Genomic DNA, 16,435 nt, shown 5'->3' on the forward strand with positions numbered 1-16,435 from the left:
CCTCAATGCACATTCATTTTTGAAAACATTTGCAGCATGACCACGCCTGCTACTATCAAACTAATTCCTATCACCGCCGGCAAATCAGGCTTTTCACCGAATACCACTATGCCGACCAAGGTGACCAGCACAATGCCCAGGCCTGCCCAAATCGCATAGGCAACCCCTACCGGCAGCGTGCGCAGCACCAGGCTGAGCAAATAAAAAGCTAACCCGTAACCCACTACCACCACCACGCTGGGTAGCGGGCGCGTGAAGCCCATGGAGGCTTTTAAGGCGCTCGTGGCGATCACTTCGGCCACAATCGCCAACACCAAATAGACAAACGTCATGTTCGCTCCAACTCAACGCATAAACGCCACAGAACCTGGCCACTCTGAGCATACTTAGCTTCGAAAGGGGTTAAATAGTCCCCTTTAGGCGCAATTTCAGTCACCGCTGCTTGTTTGCCGGTTACCTGTGCCACTGCCAAAGCAAACTCTTCAACGTAGAGGGACCAGTTGGAGCGCAACTCAAGATACCCGCCAAGCGCCAACAGTGTGGGTAAAACCGCATGGCCATGCCAGCGCATTTTTAGGTGCCCCGCCTTGGGATAAGGGTTCGGATAAAGGAGAAAGTGATACTCTGGCGCCCAGCCAGCCTGATAGGCCAAGCGCCAAAAGTCGACCAGATCCGCTCTTACCAGCAGCGCATTGTCAGGCAACTGGCCGTGGTCGCGCCCCAAACGATCCTCGCTGCGATCCACGCCGATTACCGCATGGGCAGGGAACTGCACCGCCAGTTGGCGGGTCGATATCCCCACGCCACAGCCCGAATCGAGTATCAACGGTGCCTGACGGCCCACGAACCACTCTGCCGCCAGGGCGAAACTGCGCTGCGTGTGTTCGGCGATTGGTTTACGTAGCGGATGCGTTAACGCTCGGCTCACTCGTCGGGCGAGATCCTGATGTGGGCCTGGCTGATTAGAAACCACTGGTCGAGAAGTATGCTGCATGCCATTACTCGGCTGAAAAGCGTGATTCTATCAGTCTCGAACGCTTGCGGCATGACGCCGTTGCTCAGCCGGTGCTATGATCACGCATAACGTGCTTCTTAGCGTACTTATTAAGCGCATGGTACTAGGCATCATATACCGAGTACTTTTGCCGATAATTGTTATTACCACCACCGCACCACGAGGAACCCGGCTTGTCACACTTACCGGTGATTGTCGGCATGGGCGGCATCAATCCCGCTGGCAGAACCTCTGGCCATCAGGCCTTCCGCCGCACCGTGCTTGATGCCCTTCCTGCTGACCAGCAACGCCAGACACTGGAAGGCTTGGCCGCGCTTATGCGTCTAGTCGAGCACTCCGAAGAGGGGTGGCACGATAGTCAAGGTCAGCCCGTAGAGGCCCCAGCGCAGTCGCTGCGCGATCAGGTGCTGAACCACACCCTGATCCGACGCAACGAAGACCCACGCTTTCTCGACCCTGGCATGCCGTCAAACCGGCAAGCCAGCATGCAGTTGGCCGAGCCGCTACGCTTTACCCTGCGCCGCCGCCAGTTACCCGAACACCTGCCGGAGGATTGGCAGGTGCGCGACATTGATGCCCGTGAGGTAGAAGTGAGCGTACCTGCAGGGGTGTTAGAGGTACTGCTTCCCGACGCGCAGTTACCCAAGGTACGCGCGGCGGCCCAGCTACCCAGCGGCTTTGACCCCGCAAACCTCTACCGCAGCGTGCACCACCCCCGCGGGCTATCGCTGGCGGTATTTGGTGCCAGCGACTGCCTGGGCGCCAGCGGTCTCTCTTGGGAGACGCTGCGCCAGCAGTTAAACCCGGATCATATTGCCGTTTACGCCGGGAACTCCATTGGCCAGCTAGACGATCAGGGCTGGGGCGGCTTACTGAAAAGCCTGGTGAGTGGTCAACGCGCCACCTCCAAGCAGATGCCTCTGGGCTATGGTCAAATGCCCGCCGACTTTTTGAATGCCTATGTGCTGGGTAGCGTAGGTGGCACCGGCGCAGCGTTAGGCGCCTGTGCCAGCTTTCTCTATAACCTGCGCCTGGGTATTGATGACATTCGCGCCGGACGCCGCCGTGTGGTGATGGTGGGTACCGCAGATGCCCCCATCACCCCGGAAATCATCGAGGGTTTCAGGGCCATGGGTGCGCTAGCTGACGACGCTGGTCTGAAAGCCCTGGATGCTCTGGAGCTGCTCACCGACAGCGATTATCAGCGCGCCTGCCGTCCGTTTGCGCGCAACTGTGGCTTTACCATGGCGGAAGCCAGCCAGTTCGTGCTACTGATGGACGATGCCCTAGCGTTGGAAGTCGGCGCGGATATTCTCGGTGCGGTGCCTGATGTGTTCGTTAATGCCGATGGTTACAAGCGCTCGATTTCGGCGCCGGGCATCGGCAACTACATCACCCTCGGCAAAGCGACTGCGTTGGTGCGCGATATGCTGGGCGAAAAATCCCTTAAAGAGCGCAGCTTTTTGCACGCTCACGGCACCAGCACACCCAAAAACCGCATTACCGAATCCCATGTGTTCGACGAAATTGCCCGCGCCAACGGCATTAGCGACTGGCCCGTAGTGGCGATTAAAGCCTTTATTGGCCACTCACAAGGCTCCGCGGCGGGCGACCAGTTGGCGAGCGCACTGGGTAGTTTTGCCCACGACTTGCTGCCGGGCATTCCCACGCTGGATACGGTGGCTGACGATGTCTATGCTGAGCGGCTGCGCTTTTCTCAAACGGCACAAACTTTTCGCGCGGACGCTGCTTTTATTAACGCCAAGGGCTTCGGCGGCAACAACGCCACCGGCGTGGTGCTTTCACCTGCAGTGACCGAACGCCTGCTGACGCAGCGCCACGGCGCGGCGGCGGTGAACGCCTGGAAAACCCGTCGCGAAACCACCCGCGAAGCGGCAGCGGCCTACTTGGCCCAGGCAGACCATGGCCACTACGCCCCACGCTATCAGTTTGGTGAAGCGGTGCTGGAGGGCCCAGAGCTGGATATTCACGCTGACCGGATTCATATCCCCGGTTACGACCACGCCGTCTCCTTAACCAGCGATAACCCGTTTGGCTGCCTGGACGAGGAGAGCGAGGAATGACCACGCGCAAACTGAATATCGCCGTCTACCCCGGCACCTTCGACCCTATCACCAATGGCCATTTTGACCTGATCGAGCGCGGCGCACGGATGTTCGACAAAGTGGTCATCGCGGTGGCGGCAAGCCCTGGCAAAAGCCCCCACCTCGACTTGGAAACGCGCATGAGCTTAGTGAAAGCGGTCTGCGCGCCGCTGCCCAACGTTGAGGTGATCGGCTTCTCGACCCTGCTCACAACCATGATGCACGAACAGGGTGCGACAATCATTCTGCGCGGCCTGCGCGCGGTCTCTGACTTTGAGTACGAGCTGCAGTTGGCCAATATGAACCGCGCACAAAACCCGGAGCTGGAGAGCGTGTTTTTAACCCCCGCGGTAGAAAATTCGTATATCTCTTCAACCATCGTGCGCGAAATTGCCAAGCTTGGCGGCGATATTTCCCCCCTGGTGCATCCTCAGGTCGCCGAAGCGCTGCGTAACCACTACACTAGCTAGCCAACGCCATTGTTGAGTAAAACACTCAGGTATCTATACGCTACCTGGGTGTTAATGCCATCTGCGAGGTATGCCCATGGCCCTGATGATTACCGACGAGTGCATTAACTGCGACGTCTGCGAGCCCGAATGCCCCAATGATGCGATCTCCCCCGGTGAGGAGATCTACGTCATTGACCCTAATCTATGCACCGAGTGCGTGGGTCACTATGACGAACCTCAATGCCAACAGGTCTGCCCGGTGGACTGCATTCCACTTGACCCTGAACGCCACGAAAGCCAAGAACAGTTGATGAAGAAGTACCGCATCATCACTGCCGCCTAAACCCAATGCGGATTTGGGCCCTTGCTTGGCCAATCATCCTCTCCAATATCACCGTCCCACTGCTCGGGTTGGTGGATACCGCTGTGGTCGGGCACTTGCCCGACTCCCGCTACTTAGCCGGCGTTACCCTCGGCGCCACACTGTTTAGCTTCCTCTATTGGGGGTTTGGCTTTTTGCGCATGGGTACTACGGGGCTAGTCGCCCAAGCCATGGGGCGCGAGAGCGATACAGACGTGCGCAACCTGCTGGGGCAGTCGCTGATCATGGCGCTGGTGATTGGTAGCCTGCTGATTGTGTTTGCCTCGCCGCTGATTACGCTCGGTTTATGGCTCTTAGATGGTAGTGAAGTAGCGACCGATTTAGCCCGCGAGTACGCCCATATACGCCTCTGGTCTGCACCGGCGGTGCTCGCCAACTACGCCATTCTGGGCTGGTTTTTGGGCCAACAGAACTCCCGCGTTACGCTAATGATTCTACTGCTCACCAACAGCGTTAATATCGTGCTGGATTTATGGTTTGTGGTGGGTCTGGGAATGACCAGCAACGGCGTGGCCTGGGCGAGCGTAATCGCTGACTACAGTGCCCTAGCGTTTGGTAGCTACCTGGTGCTACGCCAGCTAACCCGACTGGATGGCCATTTTTTGCGCGAGCGTCTGCTGGCACTCGCAGCTTACACAGCCCTGTTTAACGTCAACGCCAACCTATTTGTGCGCACTCTCGGCCTGCTGTTTGCCATGGCGTTCTTTACCGCCCAGGGTGCTCGTCAAGGCGACACAGTGCTTGCTGCCAACGCTGTGCTGCTACAATTTATCATGCTCACCAGCTACGCCCTGGACGGTTTTGCCCACGCTGCCGAATCACTGATTGGGCGCGCCTATGGCCGTCAGGATTGGCAGGAATTTGCCGCCACTGTGCGCGCCGCCGCGCGATTTTCATTATGGACGGCTGGCGCTGCCGCCCTGCTGTTCGCGCTGGGCGGCAATGCGCTCATAGCGCTGCTCACCGGCCTTGAAGAGGTGCGTGCAACTGCGGCGCAGTACTTGCCCTGGATGGTCGTCATGCCGCTGATTGCGGTATGGAGCTACCTCCTTGATGGGGTGTTTATTGGCACCACTGCGGTACGTGAAATGCGTAACAGTATCTTTATTGGCCTAGCCGCCTATCTGCCCATTTGGTGGCTAACCCAGGGATTGGGCAATCATGGGCTCTGGCTGGCGTTTATGCTGTTCACGCTGGTGCGCTCGGCGGTGCTGATCGCCTACTACTATTTTCACTACCATCGCCCCTACCGGTTAAACCATTAGCGTTAAAACAGGCGCAATTAACCTCAACTACGCTAACGTAAGATTAAGCGGGCAGCTTCAACGTGAAAATTTCCGTACTCACCCGTATATTAGCTATGCCGTTACACTTCCAAGACCTTGCTTAGCCACTTCCTAATAATGAATAAAGAGAGCATCCCATGCTTAAAATGATCTCAAAACCGGCGGTAAAGCTGGTGGAGCGCTATCTCCCCGACCCGTATATTTTCGTACTATTGCTGACATTAATTGCCTCGGCCGCCGCAATCGCCATTGAGCGGCAAACACCGCTGGCAGTACTGCGCTTCTGGGGTGATGGCTTCTGGGGCTTGCTGACGTTCTCTATGCAGATGCTGCTGGTGCTGGTCACCGGTTTTATGCTGGCAAGCTCACCGCCAGTAAAACGCATTCTGCAGAAAATAGCCGGTACTGCGAAATCCCCTGGCGGTGCAATCATCCTAGTGACGCTGGTCTCATTGGCGGCCAGCTGGATTAACTGGGGGTTTGGCCTTGTGGTCGGCGCGCTATTTGCCAAAGAGCTGGCCCGGTTGATCCGCGTTGACTATCGGCTATTAGTGGCCAGTGCTTACTCAGGCTTTGTGGTGTGGCACGGCGGTTTGGCAGGTTCAATCCCGCTAACCATCGCTACCGAAGGGCATTTTTCCGCCGATCAAATTGGAGTGATTGGTACCGGCTCTACGATTTTCGCCTTCTTCAACCTCGCTATTGTGGCCTGCCTATTTATTGCCATCCCACTGGTAAACCGCATGATGCTGCCGGATGAGAAGGATAGCGTCTATGTCGACCCAAATGTTCTGAATGACGAGCCCGAGCCGGTTGGCCGCATTACTCGCCCTGCTGAACGCCTGGAAAATAGCTTTACCCTCGCCCTGCTGGTCGGAGTGCCGGGGCTGCTGTTCTTGCTTGATCACTTCCTGTTACGAAGTGGCGGCTTAAACCTTAACGTCGTTAACTTTATGTTTCTGTTCCTAGCCATTGTGTTGCACCGCACGCCACGTAATCTGCTCAATAGCCTGCACGAAGCGATTAAAGGCGGCGCGGGGATTGTCATCCAATTCCCATTTTACGCTGGCATCATGGCCATCATGGTGCAGTCCGGACTAGCAGAGAGCATGTCCGAGTGGCTGGTCTCCTTTGCCACCACCAATACACTGCCGTTCTGGTCGTTTATCAGCGCGGGTATTGTCAACCTATTCGTCCCTTCCGGCGGCGGCCAGTGGGCAGTTCAGGCACCGGTGATGCTACCGGCTGCTCAGGCCTTAGGAGCTGATATTCCGAGGGTTGCCATGGCGGTGGCTTGGGGCGATGCCTGGACTAACCTGCTACAGCCCTTCTGGGCACTCCCGGTGCTCGCCATTGCGGGCCTAAAGGCGAAAGATATTATGGGCTTCTGCCTGATTCAGCTTTTTATCACCGGCATTATTATTTCCGTCGGTCTGGTATGGTTTTAAACAACCGCCAATGACTGCCCGTCGCTCAGTTTGCCAAGCATATGAGTAGCGGGCAGCCGTTATTGGGCTCAAGTAACAGCAGGAGCACCGTATGACAGATGCCGAGATCAGCGCGAACGCTGCCCTACCTGGGCAGCATGAACTCTCCATGACCGTACTGATGACGCCCGATATGGCGAATTTCAGCGGCAAAGTGCATGGTGGCGCAATTCTTAAAAAGCTCGATGAAGTCGCTTTTGCTTGCGCCAGCCGCTATTCGGGCCACTATGTGGTGACGCTGTCGGTGGATCAGGTGTTGTTTAAGCAGCCGATTCATGTCGGCGAGCTGGTCACCTTTCTAGCCAGCGTTAATCATGTTGGTCGCTCGTCGATGGAAGTGGGCATCAAGGTCGTGGCTGAAGATATTCGTAATAAGCTGATCCGTCATACCAACAGTTGCTACCTCACCATGGTAGCGGTGGACGCTGATGGTAAACCCGCTAGCGTACCGCCGCTCAAGTTGGCCACACCGCTCCAGGAACTGCGTTTTGAAAAGGCGGCACTGCGCAAAAAATTACGCAAACAGGCAGAAAAAGAGGAACTGCTGACCCAGCAGCATTACCAGTCCCAGGCCCATTAAAGACCCAACGACAAGGAGTTCGTATGCCCGCCAGGGAACGCTATCCACACCTGCCTAAAGCGGTTGAATACGCCCATATTGGTTGGGATTTTTTTATCCTGGCGCTAGTGGTGATTAATCTATCGCTACTGCTGTTTGATTCGCTGTTTCTGCTTGACCCTATTAACCAGGGCATCGCCAACCTCGCCCCCGGTTTTCACACCTTCTACGATGACGTGATTCATAGCCGTTTTATCACCATCGACCTGGTATTTGTCAGCTTTTTTATCGCCGACGTACTGCTGGGCTGGTCAATCGCGATTGCCGAGCGGCGCTACCACCGCTGGTTTTTCTACCCCTTCGTGCACTGGTACGATGTGCTGGGCTGCATTCCCCTCGCGGGCTTCCGACTACTGCGTATTTTACGCGTTGTATCGTTAATCAATCGGCTGCATCGCCTCGGCCTTATTGATGTTACCCACTGGTACATCTATCAATTTGTGGCCAAGTATTACGACATTCTGCTTGAGGAGCTTTCCGACCGCATCGCCCTGCGTCTATTGGGCAATGTACAGCAGCAGATACGCGCCAGCGATTCGCTGACCGAGCGCGTGATTGAACGTGTGATCATGCCCCGCAAAGCTCAGCTGATTCATGAGATCGCTCAGCGGCTGGAGAGCACTATCGGCAAAGCCTACCAGCACAACCGCCAATCCATTATGGCGGCAATCAGTGATTTAGTTAGCCGCACGCTACGGGAAAGCCCCGAGATTCAGCGCCTTAATCGCCTGCCCATGGGGCAGCAGGCCACCAGCGCGATGGAAGCATCACTCAGCGGCGTTGCTCAACGGCTAGTCGATGAGCTGCTGCTAGGCATTCATTCGGATGAGTTTAGGCAGTTAGTGGAGCGCACCGCCGACAGCGGCTTCGACACCTGGCTGACGGTTGACGAAGGCAGCAACCGGGTCACCGAGCAGGTGCTGTACGACGTCCTCGAAATGCTTAAAGACCAGGTGCGCCACCAGGGCTGGAAAGACCGCTACGAGTAATTCACAAAGTGACAGGGGCTAATGGGCGTTCGGTTAAACAGGCGGCGACGATACTCAATGCCTGAATCAGTTCACTGCGATCCGCCGCGGCCCCAACACATAGCCGAATCGCTTGGGGCGCTGGCGTGCTCCCGACACAAAAGGGCTCTGCGCTGCTGACCTTAACGCCCCGCTGCAGTAGCCGTTCACACAGCTCTACGGCCCGGCTCCCCTCTGGCAGCGCAAGCCATACATTGCTGCTGTGCGAACGCCCGCTTAAGGAAAAATCTTTTAGCCATTCGGCAGCCAACTGCTGACGCTCCGCGAGCTCCTGAGTTTGCCAGGTAAGTAATTTTTCCGCCGCGGCCTGATTAATCCAATGGCAAACCACATCGACCATTAGCGGTGGCACCATCCAACTCTGAGCGCGAAGGCCTGTCGCTAACCGCTCGTGCAAGCTTTTAGGCGCACGCAGTACGCCAATTCGTAGCCCACCCGCCAGCACTTTAGCGGTACTAAACACAAACAGCGTGCGCTCCGGCGCAAGCCTGTAAAGGGGTGTACCGCGCTGCTCAGCGGGTAGATACTGCACGCCATCTTCAATCAGCCAGATATCGTAGCGCCGTGCCAACGTTACCAGTCGCTCGCGGCGCGATTCGCTTAAACACGCGCCGGTGGGGTTGTTCTGTTCCGGCGTTAGATAAATCGCTCTAGGTGGCTGCCGGGCACACTGCGCCTCAAGCAGATCCATGCGCATCCCTTCACTGTCTTGACCAATGCCTACCAACTTTAGATGCCCCTGCTGCGCAGCGCTGATGGCACCGGGATAGGTCAAGGCATCAGCGGCCAACAGCTCGCCCGGCCTTAGCAAGGTGCTGAGCGCCAAACTAAGGCCATGCTGCCCCCCCTGGGTAATGAGCAGCTCATCGGCCATCAGCGGCATACCCAAAGTATTTAACCAGCGAGCGAGTACTTCACGATGCTCATAACGCCCCTGGGCCTGTTGGTAAGTAACACCACGTGCTAATGCTGCCCCGGATTGACTTAAAGCGACCAGCGCTTCGCTCAACAGCGTCTGCCGCAACGGGTGGGGCGGTGGCAGGCTAAGGCTTAAATCGATCACACCGGCCGTTTCGTCAGCGGGAAACGTCAGGCTAAAAGCATTGTTTTGGTCTTGGCTCTTCACATAGGTGCCGCTACCCACCCGTGCCGACACCCAGCCATTGCGTTCAGCCTCAGCGTACCCCCGGGTTACCGTGCCAATGGTCACACCTAGCGCATCCGCCAAGCGGCGCTGGGGCGGCAATCGCTCCCCTGGCAGTAGTGTTCCCGCCTGGATAGCGGCTTCAATGGCACTGGCAATAGCGCGGTAACGTGAACCAGAAAATTCAGCTAGCGAAGGCACCCACATTGTCATGGTGACAATAAAACCTTTGACGTCAATTTAAACCCCATTATGCTAGCAAAAGCGGCAACAAAACAATCCTTATCACCAAATTGTATGGATACAATAAATGAATAGCGAATGGGTAATCCTCGGTCCGGCCGCGCTCTATATGATGTCGATGACGCTTACCCCAGGGCCGAACAACGTTATGCTTACCGCCTCTGGCGCTAACTTCGGCTTTAGGCGTACGCTGCCGCATATGTGGGGGATTTTAGGCGGCTGCTTTTTGTTGTTTGCAGGTATAGCACTGGGCTTGGGCGTGCTGTTTGAACGCTACCCGGCGATTCAAACGGCACTGCGCTGGATAGGCAGCGCGTATTTGCTCTATTTGGCTTGGAAAATTGCCAGCGCCCCTCCGCCCAATCTTAAGGCGCAGACCCATAGCGTACCCTTTACATTTTGGCAGGCAGCGGCGTTTCAGTTTGCCAATCCTAAAGCGTGGGTAATGGGGCTGGCGCTGATGGCGGGTTTTCTGCCCGAAAGCGGTCAGCCGATAGTCAACGCGCTAGTGCTGGCGGGCTTTGCTGAACTAGTGGGACTACCGTGCATCGCTTTGTGGGCCGCCTTTGGCACGGCGATTGGGCAGTGGATCAAAACGGAGGCCGCGTGGCGGGCGTTCAATATCACCATGGGGGCATTGACCGCCGCCTGCGTCGTGCTGATTTTAGGTTAGCCTGAAAACGAGCTGTGCTCGGCTACCGTTAGCCGCAGCGCAGCGCTTCAATGCCGTCTTGATCATCAAGATGGATATTTAAGCGATCCGGACGGTGATCCATGGTGGCCATACTACCAGGGCGCAGCACGCGTACTTGCCGAGCGCCGCTATCGCTTTGTAACTGCGCAACGTTAGCCTCGTCGAAGGGCTCACCGATAGCGGATTGAATAGCGTCTAGATCACAGCTGGCAGCCTGTTCACCGCTGGAACCGTTCGGCGCTACCGTTGGCGGCGGTGGCGCTGCGTCTACGTCGTCGTTGGCAGGGGAAATCGGCATTTGGGAACTAACGCAGGCCGTTAACAACAGTGCACAAGCGCTAACAGCAGCGAACTTAGCCAGAGTAATACGGGGTTTCATCCTTGAATCTCCAAAAATAGGGGCATGGAAACCGGTTATAAAAACCAACGGGCCGGGCGTTAGCCTAGCCCGTAGGATACCACTTGCTTTAAAACACAGTCTTACTTAATTATTCAGCGGCATCTTGGACGGCTTTACCGCCCTCTTGCACATCCTGACCAGCGCCAGAGATGGTGTTACAACCAGTTAGAACACCCGCTGTCATCAGCAGCATAAAGCTCATGGCCAATAATTTTTTCATTTTCCGTTCTCCTTAACGAGTCATTCAACATCGGGAAACTCCACTGGCAACGTCATTTGCCTCTTGGGAGTTTTTTCAGGGTAACAGCGTTTTGGCAATCGCGCTCGCTTTCCCTACGTCGCTTCGAGGCGACTATACTAGCAATTACCTAAACCCTTGCCCGGAGCCTATCCTTTGATCAAATTCGAGCTGGATGAACGCCTTGCCGCCGACACCTTCCCCATCGCAGACCTTCCGCTAAGCCGCGTGCTATTAATGAATGACGCACGCTATCCCTGGGTGATTCTAGTACCGCGCCACGCCTCTATTAGCGAAGTATTTGAGCTTCCTGCTGACGACCAGCAGCAGCTGTGGCGGGAAGCCACTCAGCTAGGTGAAGCAATGAAAACAGCGCTTGAGGGGGACAAAATCAATATTGCCTCGCTAGGCAATGTGGTTAGCCAACTGCATGTACACGTTGTGCTTAGACGGCACAGCGATGCGACCTGGCCGGCACCGGTATGGGGCAATGGCAGCCCCGAACCCTACGACCTGGATGGCCAGGCGCAGTTACGGGATCAGTTACTGGCACTTATCGACGGGCTTGATATATAGACGACTTTTACCCCGTTAATGGGTGGCCTTGACGAGCAGGTGGCTCATTGAGGAGCGGCCCACTGGCAGGCTGTGCGACGCCCGCAACGCTAAGCGAAATCCCTATTACTACTATCAGCGCACCACCGGCCAAGGCCACCCAGCCGGTGGCTTTTTGTACGCTGCGCTGGCTGTACTGCTGCTTGGATAAGCGCCGCTGCGCCCAGCCACGGGCAAAAATGCTCGCCAGGGCAAGCGCTGATACGGTTATCCCAGTGCCGATCGACATGGCCACTACCGATGCTACCCCCACCTCAAACTGACCCAGCAAGCTGGCTGCCCCCAGCATTAATACCGCCCCACTACAGGGACGCATACCAATAGCACCGACCGTCATCATCGCCGTACGCCAATCTAACGCCTGATGCGGTTCAATATGGTGAGCACCACCGCAACAGTGGCTGTGGTCATGACCATGGCTATGTTCGTGGTTTGGATTATGTTCATGGTCTTGATTATGTTCATGGCCTGGGCTGTGCGAATGAGCCGCTCGCTCCGGCTGATAGGCTCGCCGCAACTGCTTGACGGCCCGCCAGCATAGCCACGCCCCTAACGCCGCCACCAGCAGAAAACTAGCCTGCTCTACCCAGGCAACGCTACCCATGGCCTGCCGGGTTATCCAGCCTAGGCCGTAAACCAGCACAACGACCAGCGCAATGGCGGTCACGCCTTGCAGTAAGGAGGCAGCAAAAGAGAGCCCCAAGGCGCGCTTTACCGCACCGCCGTGGGAGGCTAAGTAGGTCGCCAAGACGGCTTTACCGTGCCCCGGCCCGGCGGCATGAAAGACGCCATAAGCGAAGCTAATGCCTAGCAGGCTCACCCAGGTCGCCATGGTGGGGGTGCGCGACAGTTCGGTAATCGCCAGCGTTAGCGAACGGTGCAGATCACGCTGCCAACCAAGTAGCTGATAGCTCACGCTCTGAAACCCGCCTTGCCAAACGATGATGAGCACTGCTGCGGCTAGCAGCAGACCCAGCATTAACCCTAATTGACGTGTAAAGGGCCGTGTTAAAAACATTTAACCGCTCCACCGAAAAAGCTGTTATAAAGTAACAAGGCCATAAAATAGCACGGCTCTGCCTGTTTTCGAACAGCGCCTAGCGACAATCAACTTGGCCGGTTTCGGCAAAATAGCGCCCCAAGCCGGGCTCACCACTCTCATCTTTATCGAGCAGCGCCGCTTGCATCACCAACTCAGGGTCGGGATCCGCGGGGAGAATAGACAACTCACAGACAGGCTCACCGTGAAGTATCAGTGCATCATCCCGTGGCTGGCCACCTTCCTCCTCGTGCACCACTTCGATGTAGTAGGTGGGGTCAAACACTTGGTAGCTAAGCATGGCATCTGTCAGCGGTTGGGGCGCTTCCAGCGGCAGGATAAACATAAAGGTAAGCCGCCCATCCCGCTCCATGGCGGTATATTCGCTTACCTCACCCAACGCCTGGCGTTCACCATTAATACTCACTTCGGTTAAATAGTGCTGCGCGGCGAGATTATCGCGAATCTCTTTGCCAAGCTGATCCAGCCCCTCCTCTAGACTGGCGTTTTCCACCTGCTGTAGTTCTTCAAAAACGACCAGGCTGTAGAAGGGATCCATCCGCCAGGTTTGATGCAGGCCACTCACCATGCCCTGATCATCGGTGATGACCCGCACACTCAGGTCGATCCAGCCGTGAGGGTGGGCACGGGCATCGGGGCTGACCACAAAGCCACTCATACCCAAGCAAACGGCTACTGCGGTACCCGCCCACTTCATGGCGCGACACCTAATTTATGTTGCAAGGCGACAAGCCAAGGGTCGAGCAAATAGGGCGGCAAGGGCTGACTTCCCTTCAGCGCCGACACACTAACGCGGCTGCCCCTGCCCTCTTCGCTTACCTGCAGTTGCAGGCGATACTCCGGCCAGCGGGCAAGGGATGCCTCGGCGCGCCCCAACGACAGATCCGCATGGCGTACCACATAGCCCTGCTCCACCATCAATTCCACGGCTTCGCGGAAGGTTTCCTCTGAAGAGGTAGCGTAAACCAGTTCACGGGGTTCCAAAGGCGTTGTCGTCGCGCAGCCAACCAATCCACCCAGTAGCCCGATTAACAACCAGTGGCGCATTCTCATAACGGCCTCCCGGTCGCAGGGACGGTTTGCGTAAAACTGGTTTGAAAGCGCTGACAGAAATCGTCGTTGCTGGCACTGTAGGATTCACGCAGATCACCCCAGTGATCGAAGCGGCGAATATCTCGGGATATACGTATATGCGTGTCGTCCACCAATAGCGATACACGCTCCACCTCCACCGGCTGCTGGCCCACGCCACCGCCATAACCAATCCCCCCGATGCCAAAACCGACACCGGAACCACCGCGCCCTATGCCCACACCACCAAACAGGCGCATTCCACGCCCATAGCTGTAGGCATCATCGTAAGGATCATAATAGCCGTGCAGTGGCCGTTCGCGGCTGGCGCTGATCAAGCCCAGGGAAGTATCGGTAGAGTTCAGGGTAAACCCCCACTCGGTGAGCACCTCAACGCTGGTTTCCAGCGCCCGCTCATGGGTGGCGGGGAAATAGCACGAAGCCGCTGGCGCTGGTTCCGCTTGGGGCAGACGGTCAGGAACCACTTGGCAGCCAGCAAGTACCAGCAGACAGGTTAAGCTTATGGGTATCGACTTCATGTTAGTCCCTCTAAATGGGCGAGGCCGCTGGTTTGGCGCAGGCTAGCGCGCTAAGCTCGCCAAAAGTGGTCATACTTAACTGACATTGTAGGGTAATGAAGACACCGTATTGAAGACACCGTATTGAAGACACCGTATTGAAGACACCGTATTGAAGACACCGTTTTGCGGAGATCGTGCTAATGAATGTTTTGCTTTGCCCCGACAGCTTCAAAGATGCACTGAGCGCCCAAGACGCCGCAACTGCCATGGCGCGGGGCGTGCAGCGCGCTGCACCTGAGGCGCACATTCAAGTCTGCCCTTTAGCGGACGGCGGCGAAGGCAGTCTAGACGCACTCATCGCCGCTACTGGTGCCGAGCGGCGCCAGCTAAACGTTCAAGATGCCCTGGGCCGCCCTCGTCAAGCAGCCTGGGGATGGCTGAGCGACCAGCGTACCGCGTTTATTGAGCTGGCTGAAGCCAGCGGATTACAGCACTTAGCGGCCGACGAGCGTAATGCGCTACACACCTCTACCTTTGGGGTGGGTGAACTACTGCTGGCGGCACTGGATCAAGGCGCAGAAAAAGCGCTTTTGCTGCTTGGCGGCAGCGCCACCAATGACGGCGGCGCCGGTATGCTGCAGGCACTGGGCGCGCGCTTTTTAGATCAGAGCGGCGAACTGCTTCCCCCCGGCGGCGCGGCGCTTAACCAATTGGCTAGCTTAGAACTCGATGGACTAGACCCGCGGTTAGCCAAGTTTAGCCTGGAAGCCGCCGTTGATGTGGACAACCCGCTGCTAGGCGAACGTGGTGCCAGCGCGGTATTTGGCCCGCAAAAAGGTGCATCACCTGAAGAGGTCGAGCAGTTGGATCGTGCGCTGGGTCACTTCGCCGATATCAGCGCTCATGCATTAAGCGATGATTATCGAATGCTACCGGGCGTAGGGGCCGCGGGCGGTATGGGGTTTGCGGCCAAGGCTTTTTTAAATGCCACGCTAAAGCCCGGTATTGAGATGATTATGCAGCAGGCCGGCATGGCTTCGCTGTTGGCCCGTGCCGACCTGGTGATTACCGGCGAAGGCCGTTTGGATGGGCAGAGCCTGGCGGGTAAAACGCCCATCGGCGTTTCCCGTGCTGCCAAACGTCTCCACAAACCCGTCATCGTGCTGGCGGGCAGCCTAGGCGATGGTTGGCAAGCCTGTTTTGATGAAGGCGTCACCGCCGCTTTCGCGTTAGCCGATGGCCCCATGACGTTAGCTGACGCACTACCGCGCACCGCTAAACTGCTGGAAGCGCGCTGTGAAAGCCTGCTTCGTCTGTGGGTACACAGACCTTGAAATGTATGTAGACCTTGAAAAAAGCTCTCGCCGCCAGCATCTATTAAATCAGCAAAGGGTAACGAAAGTGGCTTAATGTCGAAGCACCAATGGCAAAGCGCTAATTTCAAAGTTCTATTTCAAAGATCTATGGCCGCGATGCAAAAAACTTGTTTTGCATCGCTACAGTTACACCCTATTCTGAAAGCACGCATCAACCGCCGCCTACTGTGGCATAAACACTGCGGCATAAAGAGGAAGCAGGATATGACTGACACCAACAGCATTGGCCTACACGAAGGTAGCGCTAGTCAACTCGCAGAAAAGCTCAACCACCTGCTGGCCAATTACCAAATTTTCTATATGAACGTACGCGGCTACCACTGGAATGTTCGCGGTAGCGACTTTTTCGAGCTGCACGCCAAGTTTGAAGAGTTCTACACCGACCTGCTGACCAAAGTGGACGAGGTTGCCGAGCGCATCCTGACCCTGGGTCACAAGCCGGTACACGCCTACAGCGACTACGTAACGCTGTCGCGCATTCAGGAAGATAAAGACGTTCACGATGGCACCACCTGCGTCAAAGGCGTGCTGAAAGGCTACCAAACCATCATTGAGCTGCAGCGTGAGCTGCTGGCGCTTGCCTCTGACGCCGACGATGAAGGTACCGCGGCGCAAGCCGGTGACTACATTCGCGAGCAGGAAAAAACCATCTGGATGCTCAACGCCTATTTAAGCAAGTAAGCGTCATCTTTTGATGTA

General features: G+C 56.5%; 20 protein-coding genes. 11 read left to right on the forward strand and 9 right to left on the reverse strand.

Annotation, left to right across the window (positions count from 1 at the left end; translation table 11 throughout):
- Window positions 1-2: 2 nt before the first annotated feature.
- Together K7H09_RS12275 and trmB are read right to left on the reverse strand one after the other, a co-directional pair.
- Window positions 3-332 carry a DMT family transporter gene (locus tag K7H09_RS12275; protein ID WP_022522081.1) on the reverse strand — a complete coding sequence of 110 codons (330 nt, stop codon included), beginning with the start codon at window positions 330-332 and terminating at the stop codon, window positions 3-5.
- The gene (gene trmB, locus K7H09_RS12280) at window positions 329-994 is read right to left on the reverse strand and encodes a tRNA (guanine(46)-N(7))-methyltransferase TrmB (protein ID WP_009287456.1); all 666 of its coding nucleotides are present in this window, start codon (window positions 992-994) and stop codon (window positions 329-331) included. Before trmB ends, K7H09_RS12275 begins: the two co-directional genes overlap by 4 nt.
- A 221-nt stretch (window positions 995-1,215) precedes the next feature.
- Between trmB and K7H09_RS12285 the strand changes: the two genes are divergently transcribed.
- The 7 genes from K7H09_RS12285 to K7H09_RS12315 all read left to right on the forward strand — a co-directional run bounded on the left by K7H09_RS12285 (window position 1,216) and on the right by K7H09_RS12315 (window position 8,335).
- Window positions 1,216-3,099: a beta-ketoacyl synthase gene (locus K7H09_RS12285; protein ID WP_041159411.1), complete on the forward strand. Its 1,884-nt coding sequence runs from the start codon at window positions 1,216-1,218 to the stop codon at window positions 3,097-3,099.
- A complete protein-coding gene (gene coaD, locus K7H09_RS12290) occupies window positions 3,096-3,590 on the forward strand; it encodes a pantetheine-phosphate adenylyltransferase (protein ID WP_022522078.1) in 495 nt (164 codons plus the stop codon). Before K7H09_RS12285 ends, coaD begins: the two co-directional genes overlap by 4 nt.
- Window positions 3,591-3,666: 76 nt before the next feature.
- Entirely contained in the window at window positions 3,667-3,915 is a 249-nt protein-coding gene (locus K7H09_RS12295) for a YfhL family 4Fe-4S dicluster ferredoxin (RefSeq protein ID WP_008957577.1), read from the forward strand.
- A 5-nt stretch (window positions 3,916-3,920) separates the two neighbouring features.
- Window positions 3,921-5,219, forward strand: a complete 1,299-nt coding sequence (locus tag K7H09_RS12300; RefSeq protein WP_041159403.1) for an MATE family efflux transporter — start codon at window positions 3,921-3,923, stop codon at window positions 5,217-5,219.
- A 158-nt stretch (window positions 5,220-5,377) separates the two neighbouring features.
- The gene (locus K7H09_RS12305) at window positions 5,378-6,688 is read left to right on the forward strand and encodes a short-chain fatty acid transporter (protein ID WP_009287459.1); all 1,311 of its coding nucleotides are present in this window, start codon (window positions 5,378-5,380) and stop codon (window positions 6,686-6,688) included.
- 91 nt (window positions 6,689-6,779) lie between these two features.
- Window positions 6,780-7,307: an acyl-CoA thioesterase gene (locus tag K7H09_RS12310; RefSeq protein WP_009287460.1), complete on the forward strand. Its 528-nt coding sequence runs from the start codon at window positions 6,780-6,782 to the stop codon at window positions 7,305-7,307.
- 23 nt (window positions 7,308-7,330) lie between these two features.
- Window positions 7,331-8,335 carry a hypothetical protein gene (locus K7H09_RS12315; RefSeq protein ID WP_041159404.1) on the forward strand — a complete coding sequence of 335 codons (1,005 nt, stop codon included), beginning with the start codon at window positions 7,331-7,333 and terminating at the stop codon, window positions 8,333-8,335.
- Window position 8,336: 1 nt separating this feature from the next.
- Here K7H09_RS12315 and K7H09_RS12320 read toward each other — a convergent pair whose 3' ends face one another.
- Window positions 8,337-9,731 (reverse strand): aminotransferase-like domain-containing protein, encoded by a 1,395-nt coding sequence (locus tag K7H09_RS12320; protein ID WP_041159405.1) that lies wholly within the window; start codon window positions 9,729-9,731, stop codon window positions 8,337-8,339.
- 97 nt (window positions 9,732-9,828) lie between these two features.
- On the opposite strand from K7H09_RS12320, the gene K7H09_RS12325 reads away from it, so the two are divergent.
- On the forward strand, window positions 9,829-10,434 hold the full coding sequence (locus tag K7H09_RS12325) for a LysE family translocator (RefSeq protein WP_009287463.1): 606 nt from the start codon (window positions 9,829-9,831) through the stop codon (window positions 10,432-10,434).
- Window positions 10,435-10,462: 28 nt separating this feature from the next.
- Here K7H09_RS12325 and K7H09_RS12330 read toward each other — a convergent pair whose 3' ends face one another.
- The gene (locus tag K7H09_RS12330) at window positions 10,463-10,834 is read right to left on the reverse strand and encodes an I78 family peptidase inhibitor (RefSeq protein ID WP_027958627.1); all 372 of its coding nucleotides are present in this window, start codon (window positions 10,832-10,834) and stop codon (window positions 10,463-10,465) included.
- Window positions 10,835-10,943: 109 nt separating this feature from the next.
- A complete protein-coding gene (locus K7H09_RS12335) occupies window positions 10,944-11,075 on the reverse strand; it encodes an entericidin A/B family lipoprotein (protein WP_027958626.1) in 132 nt (43 codons plus the stop codon).
- Between the two features lie 174 nt (window positions 11,076-11,249).
- Here K7H09_RS12335 and K7H09_RS12340 point away from each other — a divergent pair, with 174 nt between their 5' ends.
- Window positions 11,250-11,669, forward strand: a complete 420-nt coding sequence (locus K7H09_RS12340) for an HIT domain-containing protein (protein ID WP_027958625.1) — start codon at window positions 11,250-11,252, stop codon at window positions 11,667-11,669.
- 7 nt (window positions 11,670-11,676) lie between these two features.
- Here K7H09_RS12340 and K7H09_RS12345 read toward each other — a convergent pair whose 3' ends face one another.
- The 4 genes from K7H09_RS12345 to K7H09_RS12360 all read right to left on the reverse strand — a co-directional run bounded on the left by K7H09_RS12345 (window position 11,677) and on the right by K7H09_RS12360 (window position 14,378).
- Entirely contained in the window at window positions 11,677-12,726 is a 1,050-nt protein-coding gene (locus tag K7H09_RS12345) for a nickel/cobalt transporter (RefSeq protein ID WP_009287464.1), read from the reverse strand.
- Between the two features lie 79 nt (window positions 12,727-12,805).
- Entirely contained in the window at window positions 12,806-13,465 is a 660-nt protein-coding gene (locus K7H09_RS12350; RefSeq protein WP_041159407.1) for a DUF1007 family protein, read from the reverse strand.
- Window positions 13,462-13,821, reverse strand: a complete 360-nt coding sequence (locus tag K7H09_RS12355) for a hypothetical protein (RefSeq protein WP_041159408.1) — start codon at window positions 13,819-13,821, stop codon at window positions 13,462-13,464. The genes K7H09_RS12350 and K7H09_RS12355 overlap by 4 nt, the downstream gene beginning before the upstream one ends.
- Window positions 13,818-14,378: a hypothetical protein gene (locus K7H09_RS12360; protein WP_022522069.1), complete on the reverse strand. Its 561-nt coding sequence runs from the start codon at window positions 14,376-14,378 to the stop codon at window positions 13,818-13,820. Before K7H09_RS12360 ends, K7H09_RS12355 begins: the two co-directional genes overlap by 4 nt.
- Window positions 14,379-14,560: 182 nt before the next feature.
- Here K7H09_RS12360 and K7H09_RS12365 point away from each other — a divergent pair, with 182 nt between their 5' ends.
- Together K7H09_RS12365 and K7H09_RS12370 are read left to right on the forward strand one after the other, a co-directional pair.
- On the forward strand, window positions 14,561-15,694 hold the full coding sequence (locus K7H09_RS12365; protein ID WP_041159409.1) for a glycerate kinase: 1,134 nt from the start codon (window positions 14,561-14,563) through the stop codon (window positions 15,692-15,694).
- Window positions 15,695-15,940: 246 nt separating this feature from the next.
- Complete coding sequence (locus K7H09_RS12370) at window positions 15,941-16,417, forward strand: Dps family protein (protein WP_027958621.1); 477 nt, start codon at window positions 15,941-15,943, stop codon at window positions 16,415-16,417.
- Window positions 16,418-16,435: the final 18 nt, after the last annotated feature.

The sequence above is a fragment of the Halomonas sp. IOP_14 genome (genome assembly GCF_021021315.1).
GTDB classification, from domain to species: Bacteria; Pseudomonadota; Gammaproteobacteria; order Pseudomonadales; family Halomonadaceae; genus Vreelandella; species Vreelandella titanicae.

What these genes read in the sequence shown, in the direction of transcription:
- K7H09_RS12275 (WP_022522081.1), bottom strand. Translation starts at nt 332, where the DNA reads ATGACGTTTGTCTATTTGGTGTTGGCGATTGTGGCCGAAGTGATCGCC.
- trmB (WP_009287456.1), bottom strand. Translation starts at nt 994, where the DNA reads ATGCAGCATACTTCTCGACCAGTGGTTTCTAATCAGCCAGGCCCACAT.
- K7H09_RS12285 (WP_041159411.1), top strand. Translation starts at nt 1,216, where the DNA reads ATGGGCGGCATCAATCCCGCTGGCAGAACCTCTGGCCATCAGGCCTTC.
- coaD (WP_022522078.1), top strand. Translation starts at nt 3,096, where the DNA reads ATGACCACGCGCAAACTGAATATCGCCGTCTACCCCGGCACCTTCGAC.
- K7H09_RS12295 (WP_008957577.1), top strand. Translation starts at nt 3,667, where the DNA reads ATGGCCCTGATGATTACCGACGAGTGCATTAACTGCGACGTCTGCGAG.
- K7H09_RS12300 (WP_041159403.1), top strand. Translation starts at nt 3,921, where the DNA reads ATGCGGATTTGGGCCCTTGCTTGGCCAATCATCCTCTCCAATATCACC.
- K7H09_RS12305 (WP_009287459.1), top strand. Translation starts at nt 5,378, where the DNA reads ATGCTTAAAATGATCTCAAAACCGGCGGTAAAGCTGGTGGAGCGCTAT.
- K7H09_RS12310 (WP_009287460.1), top strand. Translation starts at nt 6,780, where the DNA reads ATGACAGATGCCGAGATCAGCGCGAACGCTGCCCTACCTGGGCAGCAT.
- K7H09_RS12315 (WP_041159404.1), top strand. Translation starts at nt 7,331, where the DNA reads ATGCCCGCCAGGGAACGCTATCCACACCTGCCTAAAGCGGTTGAATAC.
- K7H09_RS12320 (WP_041159405.1), bottom strand. Translation starts at nt 9,731, where the DNA reads ATGACAATGTGGGTGCCTTCGCTAGCTGAATTTTCTGGTTCACGTTAC.
- K7H09_RS12325 (WP_009287463.1), top strand. Translation starts at nt 9,829, where the DNA reads ATGAATAGCGAATGGGTAATCCTCGGTCCGGCCGCGCTCTATATGATG.
- K7H09_RS12330 (WP_027958627.1), bottom strand. Translation starts at nt 10,834, where the DNA reads ATGAAACCCCGTATTACTCTGGCTAAGTTCGCTGCTGTTAGCGCTTGT.
- K7H09_RS12335 (WP_027958626.1), bottom strand. Translation starts at nt 11,075, where the DNA reads ATGAAAAAATTATTGGCCATGAGCTTTATGCTGCTGATGACAGCGGGT.
- K7H09_RS12345 (WP_009287464.1), bottom strand. Translation starts at nt 12,726, where the DNA reads ATGTTTTTAACACGGCCCTTTACACGTCAATTAGGGTTAATGCTGGGT.
- K7H09_RS12350 (WP_041159407.1), bottom strand. Translation starts at nt 13,465, where the DNA reads ATGAAGTGGGCGGGTACCGCAGTAGCCGTTTGCTTGGGTATGAGTGGC.
- K7H09_RS12355 (WP_041159408.1), bottom strand. Translation starts at nt 13,821, where the DNA reads ATGAGAATGCGCCACTGGTTGTTAATCGGGCTACTGGGTGGATTGGTT.
- K7H09_RS12360 (WP_022522069.1), bottom strand. Translation starts at nt 14,378, where the DNA reads ATGAAGTCGATACCCATAAGCTTAACCTGTCTGCTGGTACTTGCTGGC.
- K7H09_RS12365 (WP_041159409.1), top strand. Translation starts at nt 14,561, where the DNA reads ATGAATGTTTTGCTTTGCCCCGACAGCTTCAAAGATGCACTGAGCGCC.
- K7H09_RS12370 (WP_027958621.1), top strand. Translation starts at nt 15,941, where the DNA reads ATGACTGACACCAACAGCATTGGCCTACACGAAGGTAGCGCTAGTCAA.